We start from the raw sequence: 24,152 nt of genomic DNA on the forward strand, positions 1-24,152 counted from the left end.
GTGAAAAAATGAGCAAAAGGAACATGTATTTATTACTTACAACTTTGTTAGGCTCTTTCATTGGCTTTCTTTTCTTCATTTTCATGAACCCTCTAAATATTCAAGTAACTTTAATACTTGTAGGACTTATCCTTCTCCCTGCAACAATCTATTATAGTTTTGTACACCTTTATGCAACGTCCCTATTTATACTCTTTTGTAGTTTTGGGTTCATGAATACATCCTTAAAACTTTTTGATCTCCTTTTTGTTATTGTTGCATTAATTTTTTTTATCTTGAAGAAACAGAAGCTTAAAGTGATAAAGGAATTAATATTGATAAATTATGCTTTACTTCTCTTTATTGTCGTTTCCTTGCTTTCGCTACTAAATAGTAATGAAATCCAGTTAGGTTTCAGTTACTTTATTCATACCCTATTTATGGTTATTATCTTTTATTTTCTTGCCCTCACGATTCAAACGAAAAAGGAATTTAGTTCAATAATATGGGGGTACGTAACCACAGTCCTTATTTCTACATTTGCTGTGATTTTCCAGAAGTCAGGCTTAATAGGTGATATTGGAACTTGGTTCCAAGGAGTTCGTGCTCAAGGGTTTTTTATTGACCCGAATGATTTTTCGCCATTTCTAATTTTGGCAATAGTCATTCTTATCGAGAAGGCCTTTTCTTATCATTATTTTTCATTCAAGTTTTTTACATTCTGTTTCTTAGCAGGGACGGTTATCCTGACATTACTGGCATCTATGTCGAGGGCCGCTCTTCTGAATTTAACTATTGTGCTACTAATTTACTTCTTTTACTCTGTATTTTATAAGAAAAAGTATGTGCAAACTGTAATGCTATTGTTACCGATGTTACTCTTAGCTATAATTTTGATAATGGTTTCAGGTGATTCTATCATGACCTACTTGTCTATTAGATTTTCAGGTTCTGCAGATTTATTACAAACTTACGATATTGACCGGTTTTATTATCAGCGTCAAGGGATACTTGTTGGGTCTACACACTTATTTGGTATTGGACCAGGACAATTTGAATATATTTTTGGCTATGCTACTCATAATTTATTTGTTCGTATTATTGCTGAAAATGGCTGGATAGCGCTGTTAGCCTTTATAGCAGTCTTATTATATATTTTAATTTTGCTCGTTTATTATCGAAAAAAAGAAGTATGGAATATACCAGTTTATTTATTCCTATCAGTATTTATCGGCATGATTATCAACAGTTTCTTTTTAGACACACTCCATTGGAGATACCTCTGGTTCTACCTAGGATTATGTACCATACTTTTAAACCAAGTAGTCAAAAAACAGAAAAAGGAGAAAAGTGACAGATAATAAAGGTTTTACCTGTCACTTTTCTCCTTTTTATTTTGCATCTTAAAATTACTATTTTGAATTCACCATATCAAAGATTTTCATATCTTTAATCCAAATCTCTGTTTTCTGCCCCCTGTCATCCATCCCCCGTACCACAAAGAACATTCCTAAGTTCGGATGTTTTTCGTTAACTCGGTGGCTGATGTTAAAAATTTTGACTACTTTGGTATTTTTGAGGACAAACTGTTGAACATCCTTTTCAAGCTGTTTCGTATCGGTGGGAGCCTTTTTATCCGCAACTGCCGCACTAGACGCCGTGACCACCTTTTTGTCTGCCTCTTTTGCCGCAGTAGTTTGCGCCGACTTTTTCTCATCTTTGCTGGCGGCCTTTTCTTTTCCATTACAGCCGCTTAATCCTGCTAGAACGATTGATAGGAATAGGGCATAGATTATTTTTCGATATGCTTTCAACCAAAAATCCTCCTTATAAACAAGAAAAGGAATCGTTCCTTTTCTTGTTTTTTTCAACCCTGCTAACCACTAATGAATTTCAATAATCAATGGTGCTGGGCTGGTTGTGCCGTTTTCTACGTTAATCACTTCATTTACATTCATGGAATCGCCATTTGAGAACATAATATTTTCAAGCGTATAGGTACCATCTGGCAAGCGGTAGGAGAAGAGACCATTCTCATCTGTCATCGCGTAAAAATAGGTAAACTGTCCGTTCAACTCCCGGATGAACCGCAAGTTCGCATGGGCAACTGGAGCAGTGCCATCAACAATTTTTGCCTTCAGTGTAACCGGCGGCAGCGTAATCGGTAACTTGTTGGCCGGTGCACCCTTAATTTGCAGTTTTCCGTCTACAATTGTAAAGGCCACCTGCAATGGATAATTGACATAGTCGTTCGTCTCACTAAAATATTTAGCTTCATGGACCAGGTACTCCCCATCTGGCAAACGGAATTGGAAACTGCCGTTACTTGTCGTAACCGTACTAAAGTAGTTCCCGTCTGCATCAAACACGGTTAGATTATGGTCTGCCAAATCATTTTGACCGTCTGATAGTGTGCCCGCTACATTGACACTAGGCAAATGTAGTTCTAAGCTGCTTGTTTCCACACCGTTAATGGACAATTTACCGCCCATAATATCGAAGGATTGATTTAACACAATCCGTTCATTATCGACCAGGAATGCTTCTTCTACCGTGTAGGAACCATCCGGCAAGCGCGCTTGGAAAACGCCCTGTTCATTTGTGTAAGCATAAATAGAACCATCGTCATTATTTTTGATGACAAAAAGTTCGGCCGATTGAACTTGCTTATCGCCATCCCACAAGGTCCCATTTAACGTAATCGCTGGAAGAGAAATCGTTAATTTGGCAGCAGGTTCTCCACCCACCAGCAAGCGGGAAGCTTCAATTGAAAACTCTTTGTCTAACAAGGTAACGATTCCGTTATCTTCTTCTACCTCGACCACTTTATATGCGCCGTCTGGCAAATCGGTACTAAATTCCCCATTTGTGAATTCAGTATCATACCAGCCCGCATTCCCCGATGAAGTATAGCGCTCAATCGTGATCGTCCCATTGCTGATGACACCATTCTCGTCTTGAACCACCCCTTGTAAAATCGGTGCCTCGTTGCTAATATCAATTACATATGGGCTCGGTGCCGTCGTCCCATTCTTAACCTCCACATTCACATTAATGTCGAACACATCGTTTGTCGTAAAGAGACGGGTGAGGGTATAGGTCCCGTCTGGAACCATCAGACTGAATGCACCATCTGCATCTAAAACAGCTGAATATTCGAAGGTCACTCCATTTACTTTTTGTTTTATAAACACATCACCCGCTAGCGGTGTGCTGTGATTCACCACTTTCACTTTTAACGATTCTCCTGGAAGTGTCAACGTTAACTCATCAACCTGTGTACCACTTCGGATGACTTTTCCTTTTACAACGGAGAAAAATTCATCTGCATATTGATTGGATGGAAGATTTCCTCCCCAAACTTGGTGAATATAGTAGTCACCATCTGGGACGTTCGTTGAAAATTTCCCTTTACTATCTGAAATCACCCAATAATAACTGGAAGAACCCACTTTTTCAATGAAAAATTCAGCATCGCTTGCAGCACCGGCTGCATCTTTAACCGAACCGGTCACATTCCCTTGTGCAGTATCAATCACAAATGGATTCGGATTAGTCGTCCCATTCGCCACCACAATCGTCCGATTCACTTCATACCAGGTATCATTTCCATTTGCTGTGGTAATGGTATAGTTGCCGTCTGGAACGCGGAGTGAAAATAGTCCTTGTGAATTAGTGGATCCACTATATTCGTAGGTAGTTCCATTGACTTCACGTTGGAAGTAGAACTCGCCAGCAATCGGCACCCCATTATTTAGGAGTTTTCCATTTAATGTTTTCGCCGGGACGGCAATGTCAAACTGGTTCACTTCTTTATTATTAACATAGACCTTACCAGCAACGACCTTAAAGGCAAGATCGACGATTCCATACAGATTGGAACCAGAGTTGATATCAGAAATAACGTATTCTCCATCTGGAACATTCACAGAATAGATTCCGTCTGCCCCAACTTCAACCAAGTACTGCCAGTTATAGTCCTTCGCCACAATATAGAAATTTGCGTTTGGAACAACACCAGCTTCATTACGAACAACACCGGAAACATTCTCTTTTGCTTCCACATTGATGATGAGCGGGCTTGGATTGGTTGTTCCATTTTCAACTGTGACTGTCTGGTTGATGTAATGGAAAAAACCATCTTCACCATAATAGCCTTGGACGGTATAGGTTCCGTCCGCTAAGCGATAGGTGATTTTTCCTGTATCATCTCGATAGCCCCAATAACCATAATGATGCCCATCATGCAGAACGTAGACGCCATTTGTCGTGATGGATTTACCATTTGCCTGAATTTCCATGACCAACGATGCAGGCGGAATGGTGACATCCAATGATTTAGCTTCAACATTGTTAATCAGAAGCTTACCCTTTTCTACGGTGAATTTTTTATAAAGATAATAGGTGTCGTCAGCTGTCACGGACACGAGCGTATAGTTTCCATCTTTCAAATCAAGGGTAAATTGTCCATTCGTATCTGCTTCCGCTCCGAAAAATGCACCCGAATCCGTGTTTTCCAAGTAAAGCGCAGCGTTTGCAACTGGGGTTTGACCATCAAAAACGGTTCCCGATATACTTCCAGCCAGGTCTTCCTCTAAGTTGATCAGCAGCTCTGCTGAACCCTTTAAGCCCCCATCAAAGACAGTAAATTCAACTAGATGTGGATACCATTTCGCCTCAGTACCAATCCAAATCCCTTCGATTAAATAGTCACCGTCTGGCAGGGTAAAAGTTAAAGCCCCCATATCATCTGTCTTTACATCAAACCATTTTTCATTTGCACCAGTAGTATGAGCACTTACCCAAACATTAGGAACCGGAACTTTCCCCTTTACTACATGACCTTTGACACTTTTTTCTTGTTGAGCAATATCAATCGCTAATGATTGTGAGCCAGATAGTTTTCCATCCACCACTGTAAACTTAACTTGTAATAGGTACCATTTAGAATCTGCAGCTGACCAAATTCCGTCTAGCATATAGTCTCCATCAGGCAGTCCCTTAAATGTGAACGTACCATTACCAGCGGTTTGGGTGTCATACCACACTGGTTCTGCTCCTGTCGAATGAACACTAAAAGGAACATTGCCTAGTGGATTCCCGCCCTTAGTCACAGTCCCTTTGATTTCCGTCTGTACTGGCGAAGCAGGCAAATCAATTGCTAGATCCATAGCGTCCGTTACAGAGAACACTTGATCCAGCTGGTGCCACTTCTCTGCTGCTGGAACCCATATTCCTTCAATTTCATATTCGCCTTTAGGCAACTTTAATTCAAAATGACCATCTTGATCAGATGTCGCACTATACCACTCTTCTGATTCTGCACCTTTTGTATGAAGGCTGAAGAGAATATTCGCGAGCGGCTTGCCTGCCTGTGTCAGTTTCCCTGAAACCTTATTTAGTGCAGGCAACTGTACTGTTTTTAAATCAATATTCAAATTTTCTAGACTATCAAGTTTTCCATTCACTACTTTGAATGTTTTATCAAGCTTATACCACTTTTCATCTGCTCCAACCCAGACTCCATCTAGTTTGTAGTCACCATCGCTTAAGGTAAAAGCAAAATGACCATCTGAATTTGTCGTAGTATCATACCATTGCTCGGGCTTTGCCGTCGTATGTATACTAAACGTGACTTTTGGCAGAGGCTGTCCGTCCTTTGTCAGCGTTCCCGTGACATTTGCACCAACTTTTGCCGGAAGCTCGATATTATAGGTTAGATGATCCTCCGGTACGGATATCTTTTTATCAAGAGAATACCACTTCCCCTCATCAGGCAGCCAAATGCCTGTTAGCAAGTACTCTCCGATCGGTACATCGAATCGATATTTCCCATCTTTATCGGTTTTGGCATCATACCACAAATTACTAGCAGTAGACTTAATACTAAATGTAATGTTTGGCAGCGTGGTCCCTGCTTGTGACAGCGTTCCTTCAATCCTGCCTTCTCCGCTTTTCGCAGCTGCTACATTCGTTTCAGTTTTTGCAGGTGCCTTACTTGTCCCTTCTGCAAACACGGGTTGAATAAGTCCACCCGCAACCATTAATATGGTCAATAATGCAGATACTACCTTTCTCCAAATCTTCCATTTTTGAGGCGAAATAAGCAATCCCTCCCACTCTAAGATTCTCTTTTTTCCAAATTGTCCTGTATTAGGTACATCTCCCCCATTTATTCACACGAAACCCAATACTATTGTATTAGTATATAATACCCATAAATTTTTATTAAGCAAACCATGGTGTCGAGAGCCTAAAACTTCTCGACAAATTTCTATTATCTTGGTCATGCAGCCTGCATAAAAAAAGGGAAACGACAACACCTGTTAGGTGTTGTCGTTTCCCTTAATAGACGTGACTATTTTGAGTTGGTCATTTCAAAAATCTTCATATCCTTAATCCAAACTTCACTTTTTTGTCCTCTTACATCAATTCCTCTTACTACATAGAAGGGACCTAAGTCTGGGTGTTTTTCATGGACCCGTCGGCTAATGTTTGAAACTTGAACAATTTTTGTATTTTTTAATACAAAATCATGAATCTCTTTTTCTTGGTTTTCCTGTTTTTTAGGTTCGCTAGTTTCCACCTTTTTTTCTTCTGTTTTCGCTGCAGTCTTTGTCTCGACCGTTTTTGCTTCTACTGTTTGCTTCTCTACTGTTTGCTTCTCAACTTCACTCGCAGTTTTTTCCTTTTCAGCGCAGCCACTTAAACCTACTAACGCTATCGATAGCATTAGCATGAAGATTAACTTACTAGATACCTTCACTATTCTTCCTCCTGCACAAATAAAACAAGAATAAGAAATCGACTCTCTTGTTTCCTTTATTTTACCATCTTACTAGATTATAACGTTGAACCTATCAGCAAGCAATGGGGAACGGTTTTTATTTCAGAATTGTTTGTCTATTATTTAAAAAGTAGAAGCGCCTTGTACAGCGGTGACAAGCATAGGGCAAGAATGAAATGATAGTAAAACTGGCCCCACAATTTGTGGGACCAGTTTTTGCTAAAAGTATGGTATGGTGTCAGGCACCAATTTTAATACTGTTGTTGTTGATGCCATTTCCAGGCATCGGCAATGATTTGTTCTAGTTTCCGTTCTGCCTTCCAGCCAAGTTCGGAATGAATCTTTTGGGAGGAAGCGACTAGCATAGCTGGGTCTCCCGCTCGACGGTCCGCCATTTCGACGTTCGCCATTCTGCCGGTTACTCTTTCACATGTTTCAATGACTTCCTTTACCGAATAGCCATGCCCGTTGCCAAGATTATAAATCTCGGTTGATTTTTTCCCGGATAATAATGCCTCAAGGGCAAGAATATGGGCACTTGCTAAATCCGTAACATGGATATAATCACGAATACATGTACCATCAGCCGTATCATAATCCGTTCCGAAAACAGCTATCTTTTCGCGCTGCCCTAATAATTGTTGAAGGACAATCGGGATTAAATGGGTTTCTGGGTCATGACTTTCCCCAATCACTGCTGATTCATGAGCGCCTGCTGCATTAAAGTAACGTAAGACCACATAGTTTAAACCATAGGATTTGGAGAAATCAGACAGGATTTGTTCAATCATCAGTTTGGAATGTCCATATGGATTAATCGGTCTAGTTGGAGTGGTCTCATCGATCAGCTCCACATCCGGAATTCCATAAGTAGCCGCCGTTGAAGAGAAAATAAAGTTCTTCACATTGTTTTTTATCATGACTTTTAACAAGGTAAGTGTAGCTGCCACATTATTCTGATAATATTTCAAAGGGTCTACCACAGACTCCCCTACCAAGCTAAAGGCAGCAAAGTGCATAACGGCCTTGATTGGATAACTTTTGAAAATCATCCCTAAATCTTCTTCATCGCCAAGATCCCCTTCAACAAATACAGCACGGCTATCCACTGCTTCACGGTGACCGGTCGATAAGTTATCAAGAACAACCACTTCTTCCGTTTCTACTAATTCCTTTACAAGATGGCTACCAATGTAACCTGCTCCGCCAACGACCAGAATCATATTCATTTCCCCTTAGCTAGAAATTCAATTACCTTTTTTATTATAACATTTTGTCGAAAAAACAACATATTTTGCGTATAATCCCGAACACCAAAGGGTGTCAGGCACTATGTGAATTTTTCACATGGTGCCTGACACCCTATTTCCTACTATTATGCTACTTGGCCTAAGCCACTTGGCCGTCTGCTTTTCTACTTTTTCTCTTTTTATCCGCTTTGAGGACTTTCATGGATAAGAATATGCCTGACCCGGTTAAGAAAATCATCGCAAGTGCCACTAAATCTACAAGCCATTTTACATTGGTTGTGCCGATTCTTCCTTCGTGTAGGCCTCTGATGATACTTGTGATTGAACTAGTTCCTCCTTCTCCAGGTCTGCCTGTGAATGGACTGGCTGCATTGGATCCAGTTTGGCCGTTTGCGTTTGCTCCAGTTTGACCTTGGGTTTGGCCGTTAGTTTGGGGTTGAGTTTGATTACCAGATTCTGGCTGACCTTGAGTTTGCCCTTCCGCTTGGCTTGGATCGGTTGTTGATGCTGCACCTGCTCCTTGTTGCATGGACCCTGGATTAAATTGTCCAGGCTGAAAATTACCACGATTGCCTTCCATTTGCGTTTGGCCGATTAACCATGGTTCGTTCATGAGCAATCCAGTCACCGACTCGATTAAGATAAAGATGGAACAAATTAAACCGATCCATAAGTGTGCTTTTCTCGTTTTTTTCATATACATTCTCCTCGTTTTTGTAGATTTGGATAGATCATCTCTTGTAAATCGCCGCATTGGACGGCTTTTTTTACTAGAAAACTAAGTTTATTTGCGAAACTTCGGGATTTGTTTGCGTAACTCCCCGGATTTTATTTTCGAATCGCCCACATTTATTTGCGAAACTACCGGGTTTATTTGCGAAACCAAATTTCGCAATTAAAAGGAAAGCTGAAATCCCTATACGTGAACCCTACTGATAACGGAGCGCTTGAATCGGATTCAATTTAGAAGCTTTGTTGGCTGGGAATACACCGAAGACCACGCCAACGGCAAGCGAAAATAGGAACGATGATAGGATCACGGTTGGTGAGTAGGCGATACTTAAACTCATCAATGATGAAACGATTTTTCCTAACCCTAATCCAAAAAGAATTCCAATTAAGCCGCCCATCGAACTTAATACAACAGCCTCAATTAAAAATTGCAAGAGGACATCACGCCGTTTTGCCCCAATCGCTTTTCTGATCCCGATTTCTTTGGTCCGTTCTGACACCGACACCAGCATGATATTCATGATACCAATCCCGCCGACCAATAAAGAGATACTCGCAATTCCACCCAGCATCATGGTCATCGTGTCAGACACCGAACTCATCGTGTCCATCACATCTTGCTGGTTGGTCACGCCATAGTAGTCACTTTTACCAGGATACATGCTGGCAAGTGACATTTTAACCTCATTCATGACGAAATCCATTTGATCTTCGCTTTTTCCCTGTAAATAAACGGTGCTAATCGTCGTGCTGCCAACTAAACGCTGACCTGTGCTCAATGGGACGATGACGACATTATCCCCGCTCTGCCCGAGTGAACTTCCTTTCGAAGCCAATACCCCAACAACTTTGAACGAGGTGCCTGACACCTGAATATATTGCCCAATCGGATTCACGGTGCCAAAAAACGTGGAGGCAGTTTCTGAGCCCAGAACGACAATTTTTTGACGGTACTCGACATCTAAGTCCGTAATAAAGCGCCCTTGGCTGACCTTTGCATCACGTACGTCTGAGTATGCGGCATTCGTTCCTGTTAAGGTAATCTGTGAAGAAGTTCTGTCTTTTTTTACATATACCCGGCCTGAAACCACCGGCGCAACAGCCTTGACACCATTCAACTTACTTAACTCGTTAATCTTGTCCTCCGTTAATTCAATATCGGTGCTATAGGTATTTACAGTCAAAAGGTTGGTTCCTAGTTGATTGATTTGACTTGTCACGTTTTTCGCTGACCCTTGGGCAATCGATACCAGGACGATCACTGACGAAACCCCAATGATGATACCAAGCATCGTCAGGACAGCCCGAAGTTTATTGCTTTGGATACTCCGAAGGGCCATTTTAATGGATTGCAAGATTCCCAAACAGGACACCCCCATTCTCAAACAGCTGGCCGTCTTGAATACTGACCATTCGTTTGGCTTGTTTTGCGATTTCCAGATCATGAGTGATTAAAATGATCGTATGTCCTAATTCATTCAATTCTTTCATTAAAAGGAGGATCTCCTTGCTTGTTTTACTATCAAGGGCACCGGTTGGTTCATCGGCGAGGAGAATGGACGGCTGGCCGACAAGGGCTCTTGCAATCGCAACCCGTTGCTGCTGACCCCCGGAAAGCTGTGTCGGCAGGTGGCCGGCGCGGTCCTTCAAGCCGACCTTATCCAATCCTTCTAATGCCCGCTCACGCCTTTCACGTGTGGGTACACCGGAATATAGCAAGGGCAATTCGACATTTTCGAGTGCCGAGAGCTTAGTTAATAAATTAAAGTTTTGAAAAATAAAGCCAATTTTCCGATTCCGGATGGTCGCTAAGCTGTTATCATCCATTTTTCCAATATCTTTGCCATCAAGGTGATAAGTCCCTTTATTTGGCCGATCAAGGCAGCCAAGCATGTTCATTAAGGTGGACTTCCCCGAACCGGAAGGACCAATGATCGCTAGAAATTCACCCTTTTGGATTTCTAAGGACACATCATTGAGGGCATGGACCGTTTCACCGCCAAGTTTATAGGTTTTCATCATATTTTTAATTTGAATAATCGGGGTACTCATTAATTTCCACTCCTTCCACTTGTACCAGATGGTGCCTGGCCTCCGCCTGGAGGCATGCCGCCAGTCATGGCTCCTACTCCGCCCATTCCGCCTTGCATCATACCGCCTTGTCGATTCGAAGTGCTGCTGCTGGTTGCGAGTTCTGGTAATTGAATCGTTTCACCCGCCGTTACTCCTTCTGTTAGTTCTACATATTCTTCAGTAGAAATCCCTGTTTTTACTGTCTTTTGCTGGCTTGTGCCTGCCGATGCATTTGAACTGGTGTCAGTTGAAGATGTGGCCACAATCACATATTTCTCATTATTGTTTGTATAAACCCCATCGACTGGAACGTAGAGAGCATTTTCCTTACTTTGGGTTAAAATACTCGCTTCTGTACTCATCCCGACCTTTAAATTTTTCGGCTGATCAATGTGAATGGTGACATCAAAAGTCGATGTTCCGTTCGAAGATGTTCCCTCTGCTCCAATACCTGTTACCTTTCCAGTAAAGGTGCTGTCAGGGTACGCACTTACCGTGATGCTAACCGTCTGTTTCTTTTTAATTTTGGTAATGTCTAACTCATCAACTTGTACAACTGTTTGTAAATCCTTGTAATCAGTAAGATGAGCGACCACCTGGCCATTGGTTACCCGTTCTCCTTCTAAAACAGAAAGAGTTGTAATCGTCCCATCTGCAGGGGCTGTAATCGGATCACTATCATCAGTGAAGGTAATTAATTCATCCCCCTCGCTTACTTTGTCACCAGCAGAAACCAACACTTCATCAATTTCGTCATTATCATCTGTTGCTTTTATATCTTCACTCGTTACCGGTTCAACCGTACCTGAACCACTAATCTTCACTTCGAGCTTACCTTGTTGCACAACGGCGGTTCGTGTTTGAGCCGCTGTCTCCGTGCTCACCGTCTTTGATTTATAATACTGAAACCCGACAAACCCAATAACCACAACACTTATTAGAATCCAAATCCACTTCTTCACCTATCCCTACTCCTTCGCTCCCCGCTTCCATTACGTCCTCATCCAACAGGGAAGTGTATTTATTTGATGTGCCTATTATCTTGTCCGTACCTTAAATTATCCTTAAGAAAATTAAAAAAGGTGTCAGGCACCATGTGAACTTTTCACATGGTGCCTGACACCCAACTTGTTTGTTAATTTTTAATTCACTTTAATGGTAACAGTAGTGCTTTTATTACCTGCCTTATCGAGAACAAATATCGTTAAGGTTGTATGTTTTTTCTGCGTTTTAATTTTTACTTTGTAATTTCCCTTTGCATCTACAACGGCTTTGCTTACATATTTTTTTCCATTATAAACATAGACAGTCGAGCCGATTTCTGCTTTTCCTGTAACAATAGTAGATTTATAGGTTACTTTATTTACAGAAGGTTTTGCGGGCGCTGTCTTATCGACAACTTTAACACTCTTTGCTGTGCTTACATTCCCAGCTTCATCTGTCACTGTAACCTTAATTTCTGTTGCGGCACGTTGCTTAGCAATTACAAATTTATAATTACCATTTTTATCAACAGTGGTACTCTTTAGATATTTTCCATTTACATAAAGCTTAGCTGTCGCATTCGCTTCTGCTTTTCCAGTAACTGATGTGGATTGATCCGTTACTTGGTTAATGGTTGGAGCTGCAGGAGCTGTGAAATCTGGCATATTTGTAAATGATGGAAGTCCAGCGATATATCCAACACCACCAGTTTTATTAATGCCAATTTCTTTTTCCATTGCGCTCTTTAACTCTTCTTTATTAACGGCAGTAATAGCTTTAGCGTCTAATTCATCGCCAGGATGTTGGAAGTTACTCATAATATAAGAGAAACCATTACGATCATCAGCCGCGAACAATCCAGTCGATTCCGCTCCAGCTGGGTTCGATAAAATACGTGTTAACTCTTTCGTATCGACATTATAAGCCCATACATAATTATTCGTATGCTTACTGCTATCTTCGCCAATAAATAAGGTTTTCATTTCTTCAGAGTAGCTTAAGTTGTCAGGACTAGCTACTTTATCTACATTCGCTGTATTACCGTAAGCATCAGCCGTTGCAAGGTCTTCACCTGCAAGTAAACCTGACATCGTTGTAGCTACATATTTACTCAGAATGCCGCGGCCGCTGTTATCTTTTTGAGCGCTCTTTAAATCTAATTGATAAGTTACACCAGACTTAATTTTTGGCAATTGAATATCATCGGCAGGTGCAGTTCCTGTGCTGTCTTTTTCCATACTGCCGCTTTGGTCGGAAATAGCGATATACACCTTATTATCTTTGGCGTTATATGTGACACCTTCCATTTTGTTGAATTCAGTAGTAGCACCAAGGTACGCTGCATATCGGCGTGATTCAAGAAATGCTGCCGCTTTTTCCATACCAGGCTTAAGTTTTACATATTCAGTTTTTCCGTAAGAATATTGTTTAATCGCTTTAAAACCTGGTTGCGCTGTATCAGACGTATCAAAGATATCACTGAATTTAATATCGTTGTCAATGATCGCTTGAATTTCCTTATCATTGGCATGTCCTAGCTTAACCCATTCTAAATCACCTGAACCGCCATTTTCAGTCCCAGTTTGGACGAATTTAGCAGCGTATAATGTACCAGCAGATAAATCCTTCGCTTTATCAGCTACATACATGAACATACCTGTATTTCCGCCGTCATCACCAAAGTAGGCTGTACGATTGTCAGGCATCATTTTCATTAATTCATGAGAGAAGCGGCCCAGACTATAATGTTTTTCTACTTTTACTTTACCGTTTTTCTTTACCTGGATTTCTGGAACGTATCCATAGAAATATGGATTTGCTTTTAATTTATCACCAAAGTAAAGCTGTGAAAAGCTTTCAACGGAAGTTCTTGCCGATGACTTCTCATCAAATTCATAGTTACGTGCGTCCGGCTCATACTCTTCCGATCCTAAATGTGTATTCCATGGCGAAAGTGATCCATTACAAGGAATCCAAAGGCCATTCACATCTGAAAAATCAATCTTCTTAACCGCTTCAGCTTTCAATTCACCAGTCTTCTTATCTTGGTCTAAAGTGGTTAATGACATGGAAGCAGGAACGATTCCATAGGCAGAATTACCAGCCGCATCTAATGTCTGATATTCATAATGTGTAACCATGTAAAGTTTTCCGTTAATTGGGTTTAGTAAGCTGTTTGAATCCGGTGCATCCGAAACGAATGGCTGTGGTGATCCTGGAACACTATTGTCCATAATTGGATCGCCATAATAATCAATCGGTGTTCCTGCTGGAATTAATTCACCGTTGTTCATAGCGATTTTATCTTCTGATTTAAAAAGTCGTTTGTATGATAGCGGGAACGTTTTAACTTTTCCATTGCTGTATTTAACATCAACAGTTGCGCTTGTATACGTTTCTACCATTTTATCGATAGTAGTTGGGGCAGGCATTCCATTAAATTTAACAGAGTCAATCTTGATTTGGCTATTACCCGCAGCAAACGCCGGTGTGACCGCAGGAATGGTTAACGCAAGTGTTAGAGCGACAGCAGCACCTTTTTTTACCATACTATTCTTATTCATTATGATATCCTCCTTGATATAAGTTTTTCTATCATCTACTAAACACGTGTAATATTAATTATTGAGTTGATTTTTAAGGTTCCTAGAAAAATAAAAGTAGAAAGGAATGGCTAAAATCCTATCTACTTTTATATCAATCTTTTCATTATAAACAGGTCTTAAAGATTTTTTTGAGTGCCTTCTGAGTCACGTTCAACTGTCATTTTTGTAACAGGAAGATATCCTTGTTCGCTTAAAAGGGTGTTTTGGATATCATCTGACATCATGTAGTCAAGGAACGCTTTTGCTAATTCATTAGGTTCCCCTTTAGTATAGGAATGTTGGTATGCCCATACAGGGAATTCACCAGATTGTACATTTTCTGCAGTAGGTTCCACGCCATCGATAGCAAGTGGTGTTACAGATTCGTCAGTGAAATATGAGAATGCAAGGTAACCAATGGCACCGTCAGTTTCGTTGATAATCTTTTTAACAGTGTTTGAAGAATCTTCGGTAATTCCTTCCGCAGGAGTAGCACCATCAAGCGCAAATTTATTGAATATTGCACGAGTTCCTGAAGAGTCAGGACGGTTTACAAGAACGATCTTTTGGTCTTTTCCGCCAAGTTCTTTCCAGTTTGTGATTTTTCCAGTGAAAACTTTAATTAAATCTTCTTTTTTAATATCTTTTATTCCAACTTTAGGGTTAACTGCAGCAGTCATACCTACTACAGCTACTTTATGGTCAACAAGCTGATCAGCTGGGATGCCTTCTTTTTCTTCTGCAAATACGTCGGAGTTACCAATTTGAACGGATCCTTCAGCAACTTGTGATAAACCTGTACCAGATCCACCAGCATTTACTTGAATATCAACTTTTGGATTTTCAGCCATAAACTCTTCAGCAGCCGCTGCCACTAAAGGCTGCATCGCAGAGGAACCAGAAACTGTGATTGATCCAGAAAGTTCTTTCTTTTCTTCAGTTTGCGCCGTTTCTTTCTTCGTAGTTCCTTCTGTCTTTTCTGTAGAAGTTGCGCTGCCACAAGCAGCCATGATAATCATTAACGCTGCTAACACTGTAAGCAGACTTAATTTTTTCAAACTTTTCATTTCTTTAAATCCCCCTATGAATGTTTTGTTGTTGTTCACATGCTTAAGATTAATCCATATTTATTAATTGCGTATTAATGGTTTGTAAAGTTTTGTATAGATTTGATGTATTTTGTAAATTCGAAGCGGATTGTCTTTATTTCTTAAAATCTACCTTTCTCCATAAAAAAAATATCACCAGCCATCTTTGGCAGGTGATATTTGCTTTACAGTAATTATGCTGACAGCGGTTGCTGCTTGATCTTTACTTTTCTGACTTTTCCACTGAGCCAATCGTACAGAATCGGTATAACAACGAGGCTAATCAGTGTGGAGCTAATCATACCGCCCACTACTACAACACCAAGCGTTTGTGAAATAATCGTGTTCCCAGTACTTGAGAAAGCTAATGGAAGTAAGGTTAAAATAGTAGTTCCTGCAGTCATTAACACTGGCCGCACCCTTGAAGAGGTTCCTAGCAGGATTGCCTGTTTTGCTTCCATCCCTTCAGAAATGTTGCGTTCAATTTTATCGACAAGCACAATGCCATTGGTGACGACAATGCCAGCGAGCATCAATATTCCAATCAAAGCGGCGAGATTCCACTCCATTCCGAAGAGGGTCATGCTCCATACCGATCCAATTAACGCCAGCGGAATGCAGATGATGACGGAAACGGGTGCATACCAGCCACGAAAAACACTGCTTACTATCATCAGGACTATCAAAAGAGACAGAGATAGAGTAAGGGCCATTTCCATCACCATTTGCTTAACTTGCTGAGAGATCCCGCCAAGGGAATAGTCAACACCGAAAGGCAAATCCAACCCTTTCATCGTTTCATTCACTTGTTTGGTTACTTTTCCGATGTCCCGTGTAATAATGTTTCCCGTCACGGCAGCAAATGGATGACCATCCTGCTCACTGATAACCGTTTGGGTACTGGTTTCCAAAGTCGTTATCTCCGCCAACGAAATCTTTGAGCCGTCCTTAGCCGTAAACATTTCATGGCCAATTTTAGATAAAATTGTTTTTTCAGGATTCGGGTCACCAGGTGCCACTAGGCTTTTCTGATTGTCTAACCGAATGGAAATTGGTGTATTCCATTCACCTGAGGAAACATCCATTCTAATTTCTTTAGGTAAATAACGATCGATCCGATTAAGAACTTCATCGACATTTATACCGGCGCGTTGAATGACTTCCTGATTAAGTGAAAGATAATGTTTCACTGCTGCATCCGCATCATTTGCTGCTCCTTCAACGCTTAAACCAGGGATCATCTGCAGTTTACTTCTTACCATTATGCTGGCTTTCGCAAGACTTTGTTGATCTCCCCCGGTTAAAATGACCTTTAAGCGGGAATCATCTCCAGAGATATTTTGATTGGAAACGGTATAGACGGCAGATGTTGATAATCTGCCAAACTGCCGGCGCATTTTCTTTACGAATGAATCGATGTCACTTTTATCTTTGATCCCAACTGAAATATTGGCGATATTTTGCTTTTGCATCCAACCGCCGCCTTCATCAAAAACATCATCAAACATCGGTGTAAATGTCGAACCTAGAGTGGAAGTATAGGTTTCTACCTCAGGATCATTTTTTAAGATGGTTTCGATATTTTTCACCTCCGCATCCACATCGGAAAGCTGCACTCCTTCAGGAAGCTCGACCTGAATGGCTACATCCTTTGAATTTCCCCTAGGAAAAAAATTAACTGGCAGAAACACGGCTTCTGCAATGGTGATGGATAAAAGCACCAAAACAAGTCCTACAACCCATTTTTTCTTCAGAAATGCCCAATGAAGAATGTTTTGCGCCCTTGTCTCCATTTCCACTGACTTATTCATAGGCCATTTTTTCCATAATAAGTGGGCTAAGGCTGGTACGACAATAATGGATACCGCAAGAGATGTTACAAGGGCGATGACAACCGACCAGGCAAATCCAGAAAAAGCCGAACTAATCATCCCACCGATTATACTAATTGGCAGAAACACTGCTACGGTGGTTGCAGTGGAAGCAACAATGGCTGGAATCATTTCCACCACCCCGCCAGCCAATTCCCGACCTGTTATTTGTCCGTTGTATGTTTCCATTTGTTTTCTGTACATATTGTCGATGACTACAATCGAATCATCCACCACTCGGCCCATCGCTACAATTAATCCAGAAATAGTTAAGATATTTAAACTAACATCCATCGTTTTTAGGATCGCTGTTGCACCAAGAAGGCAAATAGGCAAGGATAAAGCAATTATCAATGTCGAACGGACATTCCTGAAAAATAAAAAGACACAGATAATAGAGAATAAAATCCCCAAAAGCCCCTCTTTGATCAGCCCCTTTAATGCAGCGTTAATGTCCTTCCCTTGGTCTAATAAGATAGAAAGATCGACTGTTCCTGACTTAATTTCTGGTATTTCTTTGATCCTTTCGTTGATCCGATCGGTTACTTCGGTAATGTTTGAAGAAGGCGTCTTTAAGACCTCAAGAAGCACACTCGGCTGCCCTGCTGTTCTAGAAATCGTTTGTAAATCAACCAAACTATTCTTAATGTCTGCCACTTCCTGTAAACGAACTGTTTTCCCGTCTTTAACAGGAATCTTTAAATTTTTTAAATCAGCACTATTGATGTTCCAATCGGTCACACGGATTGGCATGGATACTTGTCCATCAGGTCCGCCTTTTTGTTTGATTGTTCCTTGAGGCCATACTGGATGCATCGAAGCAATAGCACCTTGTACGTCTTTTATGGTCAACCCATATTTTTGGAGGGCATCTTCTTTCAACATCAACAAGTATCCGGAATATCCCGCTCCCGTGACACGGACATCTCTGACTCCAGGAACACGCTTAATCTCATTGGCCACTTTATCTTGAAGAGTTGTGCGTAATTGATTTTCATCAATTTTTTCGGCATGACTCGTCAAACTTACTCGCATGACAGGAAAAGAGTTCGTACTAACCCTTGTTATCAATGGTGTTTTCACACTATCCGGTAAATTAACTTTATCAACAGCCGCCCTAACTTCATTTTCCGCCTTTTCCATATCGGTGTGGCCTGGAAAATAGAGGCTCGCCATTAATCCGCCGTCAAAAGAGTTTGTTTCTAGATAATCAAGCTTATCAACAGATCCAAACGCTTCCTCAACCTTTGAGGTAAGTATTTGTTTGACCTGATTAGATTGATATTTATCGGCTTGAATCGTGACCATTAGGGCAGTATTGTTTATCGGAGGTAAGTAATCCCGTTGCATCTGCACTGCAGACATAGCACCCCAGGCGATAATCAGGATAACACATGTCAGGATCAAAACGGACCGTTTCATCGATCCTTCTATAAATCGAATCATCATTTAGACCATCCTTTTAAAATAGTAATCTCAATATGTCCATTTTTAATAACGGCTCTATTAAAAATAAACATTCACCTTTAACAAGTGCGTTAATAATAAAAGGGTGCCCCATGTGTCGGGTCTCACTGACAGAATACTGTAATGGTGCCTGACACCCTTTTTCGGGGTCACCCTCTTTGCATTATTTAATTAGTCTTTTTTTCGCCTGGATATGGTTTATCTCCTTTTGCTGCTTTCCAGAGAATCTTGTTCAATTTTTCCGAATCGGCATGGTCAACTCCTGAGAAATCTAGTTTTTTAGATTCTTGAGCCATTGGTGCCGTTTCTCCATTTTTCCGGTTAAGTGGATAAGTTGGTTCTTCCACCTTATATGGTGTAAATTTAGGTTTATGGGTAAACGAATTAACCATTGGAACCGCTGAAGCATCAAACTGTGTCATTGGTTTCATACCTAAAATCATTTCCATTGTACGAAGCATCGACGTTGTATCATACATGGTGCTGTCTACTCTGCCTGTTTGAGTATAAGGGCTGATCACAAGAGATGTAGTGCGATGCGCATCAACTGAATCCCACCCATTCTGGGCATCATCCTCAGTAACAAAAATAGCTGTTTCCTTCCAATAAGAAGAGTTACTAACCATATCGACAAGCTGACCAAGCGCATAATCGTTTTGTGCCACCATGGCTTGTGGTGTTAATTCACCCGGTTTTGTTCCAAGCGTATGGTCGTTAGGCAGACGAACGATTTGCAGCTGTGGAAGATTCCCGTTAGCTTCATATTGCTTAAATTCTTCTTTCCATGCCTCAAAGCGGGTAAGATCCGAAATTTTAAGATTATAGGCAGGATAGTCAGGGTCAAAATTGTTACCCATGCTTGCTTCAGCCGCTACATATTTTCCGGTATTTTTATCATAATTGACGAATTCACCGTAGCTTCTGAATGATACACCGGAGCGGCTTGCATTCGTCCATAAGAATCCGGCTTTCGGATAGGCTGCTTCATTGCCCCCTTCAAAATCATAGCCGCGATTTCGACCCGAATAGTTGGCAAGCCAGTTTTTCTCTACATAATCATTGGACTGCGCCGCTGTAGACCAGTTATGCCCTTGAGCACTGATTTCAGCATTCGCATAAAAATTGTCCAATAAAACGAATTGATCGGCCAGCTTATGAATATTCGGTGTAATATCTTTACCAAATATGGTTAAGCTTGGGTCGCCATTTCCTTTTTCCATATCACCAAATACCTGGTCATATGTACGATTTTCCTTGATAACATAAATGACATGCTTAATGGGTGATTCTTGGCCTTCGAAGCGAGGGATCGGGAATTTTTCGCTTGCACTGAATCCTGTTGGTTTATACTCTTGATTATTCTTTTCCACTTGTTTTGTATATTTCTTCAGCTCCTTATTATCCGGAACATCGATAAAGGACATGGTTCCTTTCATCATATTTCCGATGTACTGGCCTTCCCGATTGGAACCAGCACCAAGACCCTTGGCATTCAGAACCATCAATTTGTCATCATGTAAGTAGATACCACTTGGATACCAAGCTGTTGGAATTAACCCTTTTACTTCCCCTTTTTGTAGATCAATGACTGCTACGTCGTTGTTTCCACCGTTTGTAACGTATAAAGTTTTGCCATCCTCGCTTAATGCTAGAGCATTAGGCTGACTTCCAGCAGGTGCATTTTTATATGGGCTTAGCGAAATGGTCTTGATTTCTTTTTGTTGTTTCACATCGATAATCGAAACAGAATCGCTGTCGGAATTGGATACATAGATCATGCCGTTCGCCGCATTTTCAATAATTGCATTCGGGTGCAGCCCAACGGGAATGGTGCTTTTGATCGTCAGCGTTTCCGGATCCACCACACTTATACTGCTTTCACCCCAGTTGCTGACATACAGGGATGTCCCATCATTACTCAATACAGTTGCATAAGGATGTTTCCCAACAGCGATTGTTTTGACTATTTGATTTGTGGCAAGGTCTATTTTTGAAACGGAATGATGTAAATTATTTGCTGCCAAGAGCGACTTTCCATCCTTGGAAACAGAAATTCCAGCAGGATAGAAATTTGTTTTGCTGCTATCTTTAAGCATGATTGGGGATTTTTCAGTTAACATCCCATTTTCAAATCCATAGACACGGATTTTGTTATTGCCTCCGGCTGAAGCATAGACGGTTTTTCCATCGTTGCTAAATGCGACCCCATAATAGAGGGATTCAGGCGCTTTGTATGGAAGAGTCTGTACGACCTCCCGGGTGTTAACGTCAATCACTTGAAGAGATTGTTCACCTTGCCCATCATTGGAAACAATAAGATAACGGTGATCCGGGCTTAGCACACCTCCCATTGGGAAGTCACCGAGCGTCACTTGCTGACCAGCAGGAGTAACAGGCCACCCATGAGGGGTAACAGCCGTTCCATCTGCCTTAGGGCCGACAAACTGAGTATATCCAGCATATGCAGACGTTGAACCAAGAAGCAATGTTGCAAGCGAAAGGGCCGCTATTTTTTTCCGTTTCATAAAAAACATCTCCTTTTCATATGTGTTACACGCTTCATCTTACGCCCGCTATGTAAATTAGAAGTTAAGTAGATTTAAAGAAATATAAAGAAAAACAGGAAAATTTTAGTATTGCTTTTCATATTTAGTAGTTTTATCACAATCCACATATTCCGTAGTGCCCAGAAAAATTTACAAAAAAAAGGTGCCCAAAAGTTTAGGCTACCCTGTTATATACTCTTTTAAATCCAGCAGAAATCTCATTTATTCCATCCGAAATTTCAGCAGTTAGAGCAAATTTACCTTTATATTCTGATTGGCTGCTTATTTTATATTACTGCCCAGATTCATCTGATCCTTGATCAGATCCGTTGTCCTGGGAATCAGTACCGCCATTATCTTGATTCTGCTCTGTATCCGCATCTGTTTTTGCATTGTTACAACCTGAGGCAATTCCTACCAACATGAAAGACGCCATTAACACTAACATCCATTTTTTTAAATCCTTCATTTTTTATTTCCTCCTTGATTGTTTCAAATTTTGGTACAATCCCATGATATAAAAATTTGTGAGAAAAAGAATACGAATCAACCATTCTTAACAATCATTAACTAAGTATTTATAATTTTCACAATAAATTTTCAAAACATTAATATGGATTGGTCCATTTCGTCCTTTCTTTTTTTCATGTATTCCATTTTTCCTATTAGGTTACTAAAATTTGAATCTAAGAAGACAAATAAAAAAGTGGATGAATAGACGCTCATCGCTGTTAATCTATTTCTTTGCTACTACAAAATTGACAATATATTTACAATTCATAAATACGGATTTAATAAACAAAGGATATGATATTAATAGTAATAATCAATTCCAAAGAAGGAGTTGTTAAAATGTTAGAGATGTTTATTAGACTAGTTATTTTAACTACCTATTGCACTCTTCATTGCCCTTAAGTATTAAAAGTATGAATAAATGATAAGGTTCGCACCTTTTGGGTGCTTTTTATTTTGATAAAAAAACAAAATAAAAAAGCCGAAAATAGACAGGTTCTAAAAATGAACATGTTTATTTTCGGCTTTTTTTAGGTAAAAGTAAGTCTCCCGGCTTTAGACCACGTTTTCTTTCCGACTAGCAGGTGAGGCAACGGTAATTCCTGTGGTTTCTTCAAAATTAAACAAACTTGTTGGCAAGTCGGTAAAACGCTCTAATTCATTGTAAGCAGGAATGCCATGGTAGGACATATCCAAGCCTTCTTCTTCTTCCTTTTCTGTTGCACGGAACCCGACTGTCTTTTCACATACCTTTGCCATAAACGTGCCGCCAATCAGCCCCCAAGCGATCACGACAATGGCACCTAAGAGCTGCACTTCTAATAGTGAGACATGACCCGTTGTCAATAAACCTTGCGTTGAATCAAATAATCCCACTGCAATCGTTCCGAAAACCCCGCTGAAACCATGAACGGCCACTGCCCCAACAGGATCATCCACCTTCAGAAAATCAACGAAAAGAGTCGTAAAAATGACGAGCACACCACTTATTGTCCCAATGAGAACCGCGCTCCACTCCGAAACAAAGGCACAGCCCGCTGTGATTGCAACTAATCCTGCCAACACCCCGTTAATCGTCATACTTGGATCGGCTTTACCAAACTTTTTCATCGTCATGAATAGCGCCGCCGCTCCCCCACTTGCTCCTGCTAACATCGTGTTGATGGCAATCGGAGCTAGTGCGGAACTGGAAGCATCTAGTGTACTCCCCGCATTAAACGCAAACCACCCGAACCATAAGATAAAGGCACCGGCAGACGCTAAGGGAATGTTACTTGGCGCAAACACATTGGAGCTTCCATCTGAATTAAATCTTCCTCTTCTTGGCCCCAGCAGTTTTGCCATCGCAAAAGCCGCGAAGCCGCCAACGGCATGAATGGCTGCCGATCCCGCAAAGTCCTTCATTCCTAACTTGGCTAACCATCCCTCACTATTCCATATCCAATGGCCAGAAAGAGGATAAATGAAAATACAAATAAGCGCCGCCGTGACCACGTAGGCTTTAAAGTTCATCCGTTCGGCAACTGCTCCTGAAATAATCGAAACACATGCCACCGCAAATCCCATTTGAAAAAGAACAAAAGCCACACTTGGCAGTTCCATCGAAAGGGTAATTTTTTCGGGGCTCCCAAATAGATTCGTCCCGATGAATCCAAACGCATCTTTTCCAAACATGACCGCAAATCCGATGAGCCAAAACGCTAAAGCACCAATGGTTAAGTCGACAAAAATTTTCATCGTGACATTGACGGCATTTTTTGTTCGTACCAACCCAGCCTCTAGTAAACTAAAACCGCCTTCCATAAACAAGACCATCGCAGCTGCGAGGACGACCCACACCGTATTAATGTATATTAATTCCACAAGTCATCCCTCCTTATTTGCTAAATCTTCGATATCATCATCTATGGTTCCAGTTCGAATATTATAGGCCTCTAGAATAGGGTAAACATAGATTTTACCGTCTCCATCTTCACCCGTTTGGGCCGCATTCACAATCGTTCGAATCGTGGACTCTACCAAATAATCCGATAAGACAATCTCCAGTTTCACTTTAGGATGCAAGGTTACCTGATAATTTTTTCCACGGTAAACTCCCTGTGTATCCTTTTGTTTCCCTCTGCCAACCACTTGAGAAACCGTAAAACCTAATATCCCCATATTTTTCAAACCCTTGATTGTCTCCGTAAGTCGTTCAGGTCGAATAATTGCTTCTATTTTTTTCAAGAGAATCGGCTCCTCATTTCATGTTATATAATCTAACATTATATTGTTAAA

16 protein-coding genes are annotated in these 24,152 nt (G+C 40.9%); 1 reads left to right on the forward strand and 15 read right to left on the reverse strand.

Going from position 1 to position 24,152, the window contains the following annotated elements:
* Positions 1 to 8 precede the first annotated feature (8 nt).
* Positions 9 to 1,340 carry an O-antigen ligase family protein gene (locus tag KW850_RS02435; RefSeq protein WP_218345992.1) on the forward strand — a complete coding sequence of 444 codons (1,332 nt, stop codon included), beginning with the start codon at positions 9 to 11 and terminating at the stop codon, positions 1,338 to 1,340.
* A gap of 51 nt (positions 1,341 to 1,391) precedes the next feature.
* Here the strand turns inward: KW850_RS02435 and KW850_RS02440 are convergent, their stop codons facing one another.
* The 15 genes from KW850_RS02440 to KW850_RS02510 all read right to left on the reverse strand — a co-directional run bounded on the left by KW850_RS02440 (position 1,392) and on the right by KW850_RS02510 (position 24,101).
* Complete coding sequence (locus KW850_RS02440; protein ID WP_218345993.1) at positions 1,392 to 1,793, reverse strand: hypothetical protein; 402 nt, start codon at positions 1,791 to 1,793, stop codon at positions 1,392 to 1,394.
* Between the two features lie 69 nt (positions 1,794 to 1,862).
* The gene (locus KW850_RS02445) at positions 1,863 to 6,089 is read right to left on the reverse strand and encodes an MSCRAMM family protein (RefSeq protein WP_218345994.1); all 4,227 of its coding nucleotides are present in this window, start codon (positions 6,087 to 6,089) and stop codon (positions 1,863 to 1,865) included.
* Between the two features lie 248 nt (positions 6,090 to 6,337).
* On the reverse strand, positions 6,338 to 6,745 hold the full coding sequence (locus KW850_RS02450) for a hypothetical protein (RefSeq protein WP_218345995.1): 408 nt from the start codon (positions 6,743 to 6,745) through the stop codon (positions 6,338 to 6,340).
* 272 nt (positions 6,746 to 7,017) lie between these two features.
* The gene (gene galE / locus KW850_RS02455) at positions 7,018 to 7,989 is read right to left on the reverse strand and encodes a UDP-glucose 4-epimerase GalE (protein ID WP_218345996.1); all 972 of its coding nucleotides are present in this window, start codon (positions 7,987 to 7,989) and stop codon (positions 7,018 to 7,020) included.
* Positions 7,990 to 8,155: 166 nt separating this feature from the next.
* On the reverse strand, positions 8,156 to 8,713 hold the full coding sequence (locus KW850_RS02460) for a PepSY-associated TM helix domain-containing protein (protein ID WP_218345997.1): 558 nt from the start codon (positions 8,711 to 8,713) through the stop codon (positions 8,156 to 8,158).
* Positions 8,714 to 8,945: 232 nt separating this feature from the next.
* On the reverse strand, positions 8,946 to 10,112 hold the full coding sequence (locus KW850_RS02465) for an ABC transporter permease (protein ID WP_256358041.1): 1,167 nt from the start codon (positions 10,110 to 10,112) through the stop codon (positions 8,946 to 8,948).
* Entirely contained in the window at positions 10,090 to 10,800 is a 711-nt protein-coding gene (locus KW850_RS02470) for an ABC transporter ATP-binding protein (protein WP_256358042.1), read from the reverse strand. Before KW850_RS02470 ends, KW850_RS02465 begins: the two co-directional genes overlap by 23 nt.
* A complete protein-coding gene (locus KW850_RS02475) occupies positions 10,800 to 11,783 on the reverse strand; it encodes a biotin/lipoyl-containing protein (protein ID WP_218345998.1) in 984 nt (327 codons plus the stop codon). The genes KW850_RS02470 and KW850_RS02475 overlap by 1 nt, the downstream gene beginning before the upstream one ends.
* 180 nt (positions 11,784 to 11,963) lie before the next feature.
* Positions 11,964 to 14,369: an Ig-like domain-containing protein gene (locus tag KW850_RS02480; RefSeq protein WP_218345999.1), complete on the reverse strand. Its 2,406-nt coding sequence runs from the start codon at positions 14,367 to 14,369 to the stop codon at positions 11,964 to 11,966.
* A 158-nt stretch (positions 14,370 to 14,527) separates the two neighbouring features.
* A complete protein-coding gene (locus KW850_RS02485; protein ID WP_218346000.1) occupies positions 14,528 to 15,457 on the reverse strand; it encodes a phosphate ABC transporter substrate-binding protein in 930 nt (309 codons plus the stop codon).
* A gap of 215 nt (positions 15,458 to 15,672) precedes the next feature.
* Positions 15,673 to 18,798 carry an efflux RND transporter permease subunit gene (locus KW850_RS02490; protein ID WP_256358043.1) on the reverse strand — a complete coding sequence of 1,042 codons (3,126 nt, stop codon included), beginning with the start codon at positions 18,796 to 18,798 and terminating at the stop codon, positions 15,673 to 15,675.
* A 185-nt stretch (positions 18,799 to 18,983) separates the two neighbouring features.
* A complete protein-coding gene (locus tag KW850_RS02495; protein ID WP_218346001.1) occupies positions 18,984 to 21,341 on the reverse strand; it encodes a bifunctional YncE family protein/alkaline phosphatase family protein in 2,358 nt (785 codons plus the stop codon).
* Positions 21,342 to 21,654: 313 nt separating this feature from the next.
* Positions 21,655 to 21,831, reverse strand: a complete 177-nt coding sequence (locus KW850_RS02500) for a hypothetical protein (protein ID WP_218346002.1) — start codon at positions 21,829 to 21,831, stop codon at positions 21,655 to 21,657.
* A 599-nt stretch (positions 21,832 to 22,430) separates the two neighbouring features.
* Positions 22,431 to 23,738 carry an ammonium transporter gene (locus KW850_RS02505; RefSeq protein ID WP_218346003.1) on the reverse strand — a complete coding sequence of 436 codons (1,308 nt, stop codon included), beginning with the start codon at positions 23,736 to 23,738 and terminating at the stop codon, positions 22,431 to 22,433.
* A gap of 3 nt (positions 23,739 to 23,741) precedes the next feature.
* Positions 23,742 to 24,101: a P-II family nitrogen regulator gene (locus KW850_RS02510; protein WP_218346004.1), complete on the reverse strand. Its 360-nt coding sequence runs from the start codon at positions 24,099 to 24,101 to the stop codon at positions 23,742 to 23,744.
* Positions 24,102 to 24,152 lie beyond the last annotated feature (51 nt).

Source organism: Bacillus sp. sid0103 (assembly GCF_019219025.1).

Bases quoted from the DNA above. Each gene is read 5' to 3' on its own strand.
- KW850_RS02435 (WP_218345992.1), top strand. From the start codon at position 9: ATGAGCAAAAGGAACATGTATTTATTACTTACAACTTTGTTAGGCTCT.
- galE (WP_218345996.1), bottom strand. From the start codon at position 7,989: ATGATTCTGGTCGTTGGCGGAGCAGGTTACATTGGTAGCCATCTTGTA.
- KW850_RS02460 (WP_218345997.1), bottom strand. From the start codon at position 8,713: ATGAAAAAAACGAGAAAAGCACACTTATGGATCGGTTTAATTTGTTCC.
- KW850_RS02470 (WP_256358042.1), bottom strand. From the start codon at position 10,800: ATGAGTACCCCGATTATTCAAATTAAAAATATGATGAAAACCTATAAA.
- KW850_RS02480 (WP_218345999.1), bottom strand. From the start codon at position 14,369: ATGAATAAGAATAGTATGGTAAAAAAAGGTGCTGCTGTCGCTCTAACA.
- KW850_RS02485 (WP_218346000.1), bottom strand. From the start codon at position 15,457: ATGAAAAGTTTGAAAAAATTAAGTCTGCTTACAGTGTTAGCAGCGTTA.
- KW850_RS02490 (WP_256358043.1), bottom strand. From the start codon at position 18,798: ATGATGATTCGATTTATAGAAGGATCGATGAAACGGTCCGTTTTGATC.
- KW850_RS02495 (WP_218346001.1), bottom strand. From the start codon at position 21,341: ATGAAACGGAAAAAAATAGCGGCCCTTTCGCTTGCAACATTGCTTCTT.
- KW850_RS02500 (WP_218346002.1), bottom strand. From the start codon at position 21,831: ATGAAGGATTTAAAAAAATGGATGTTAGTGTTAATGGCGTCTTTCATG.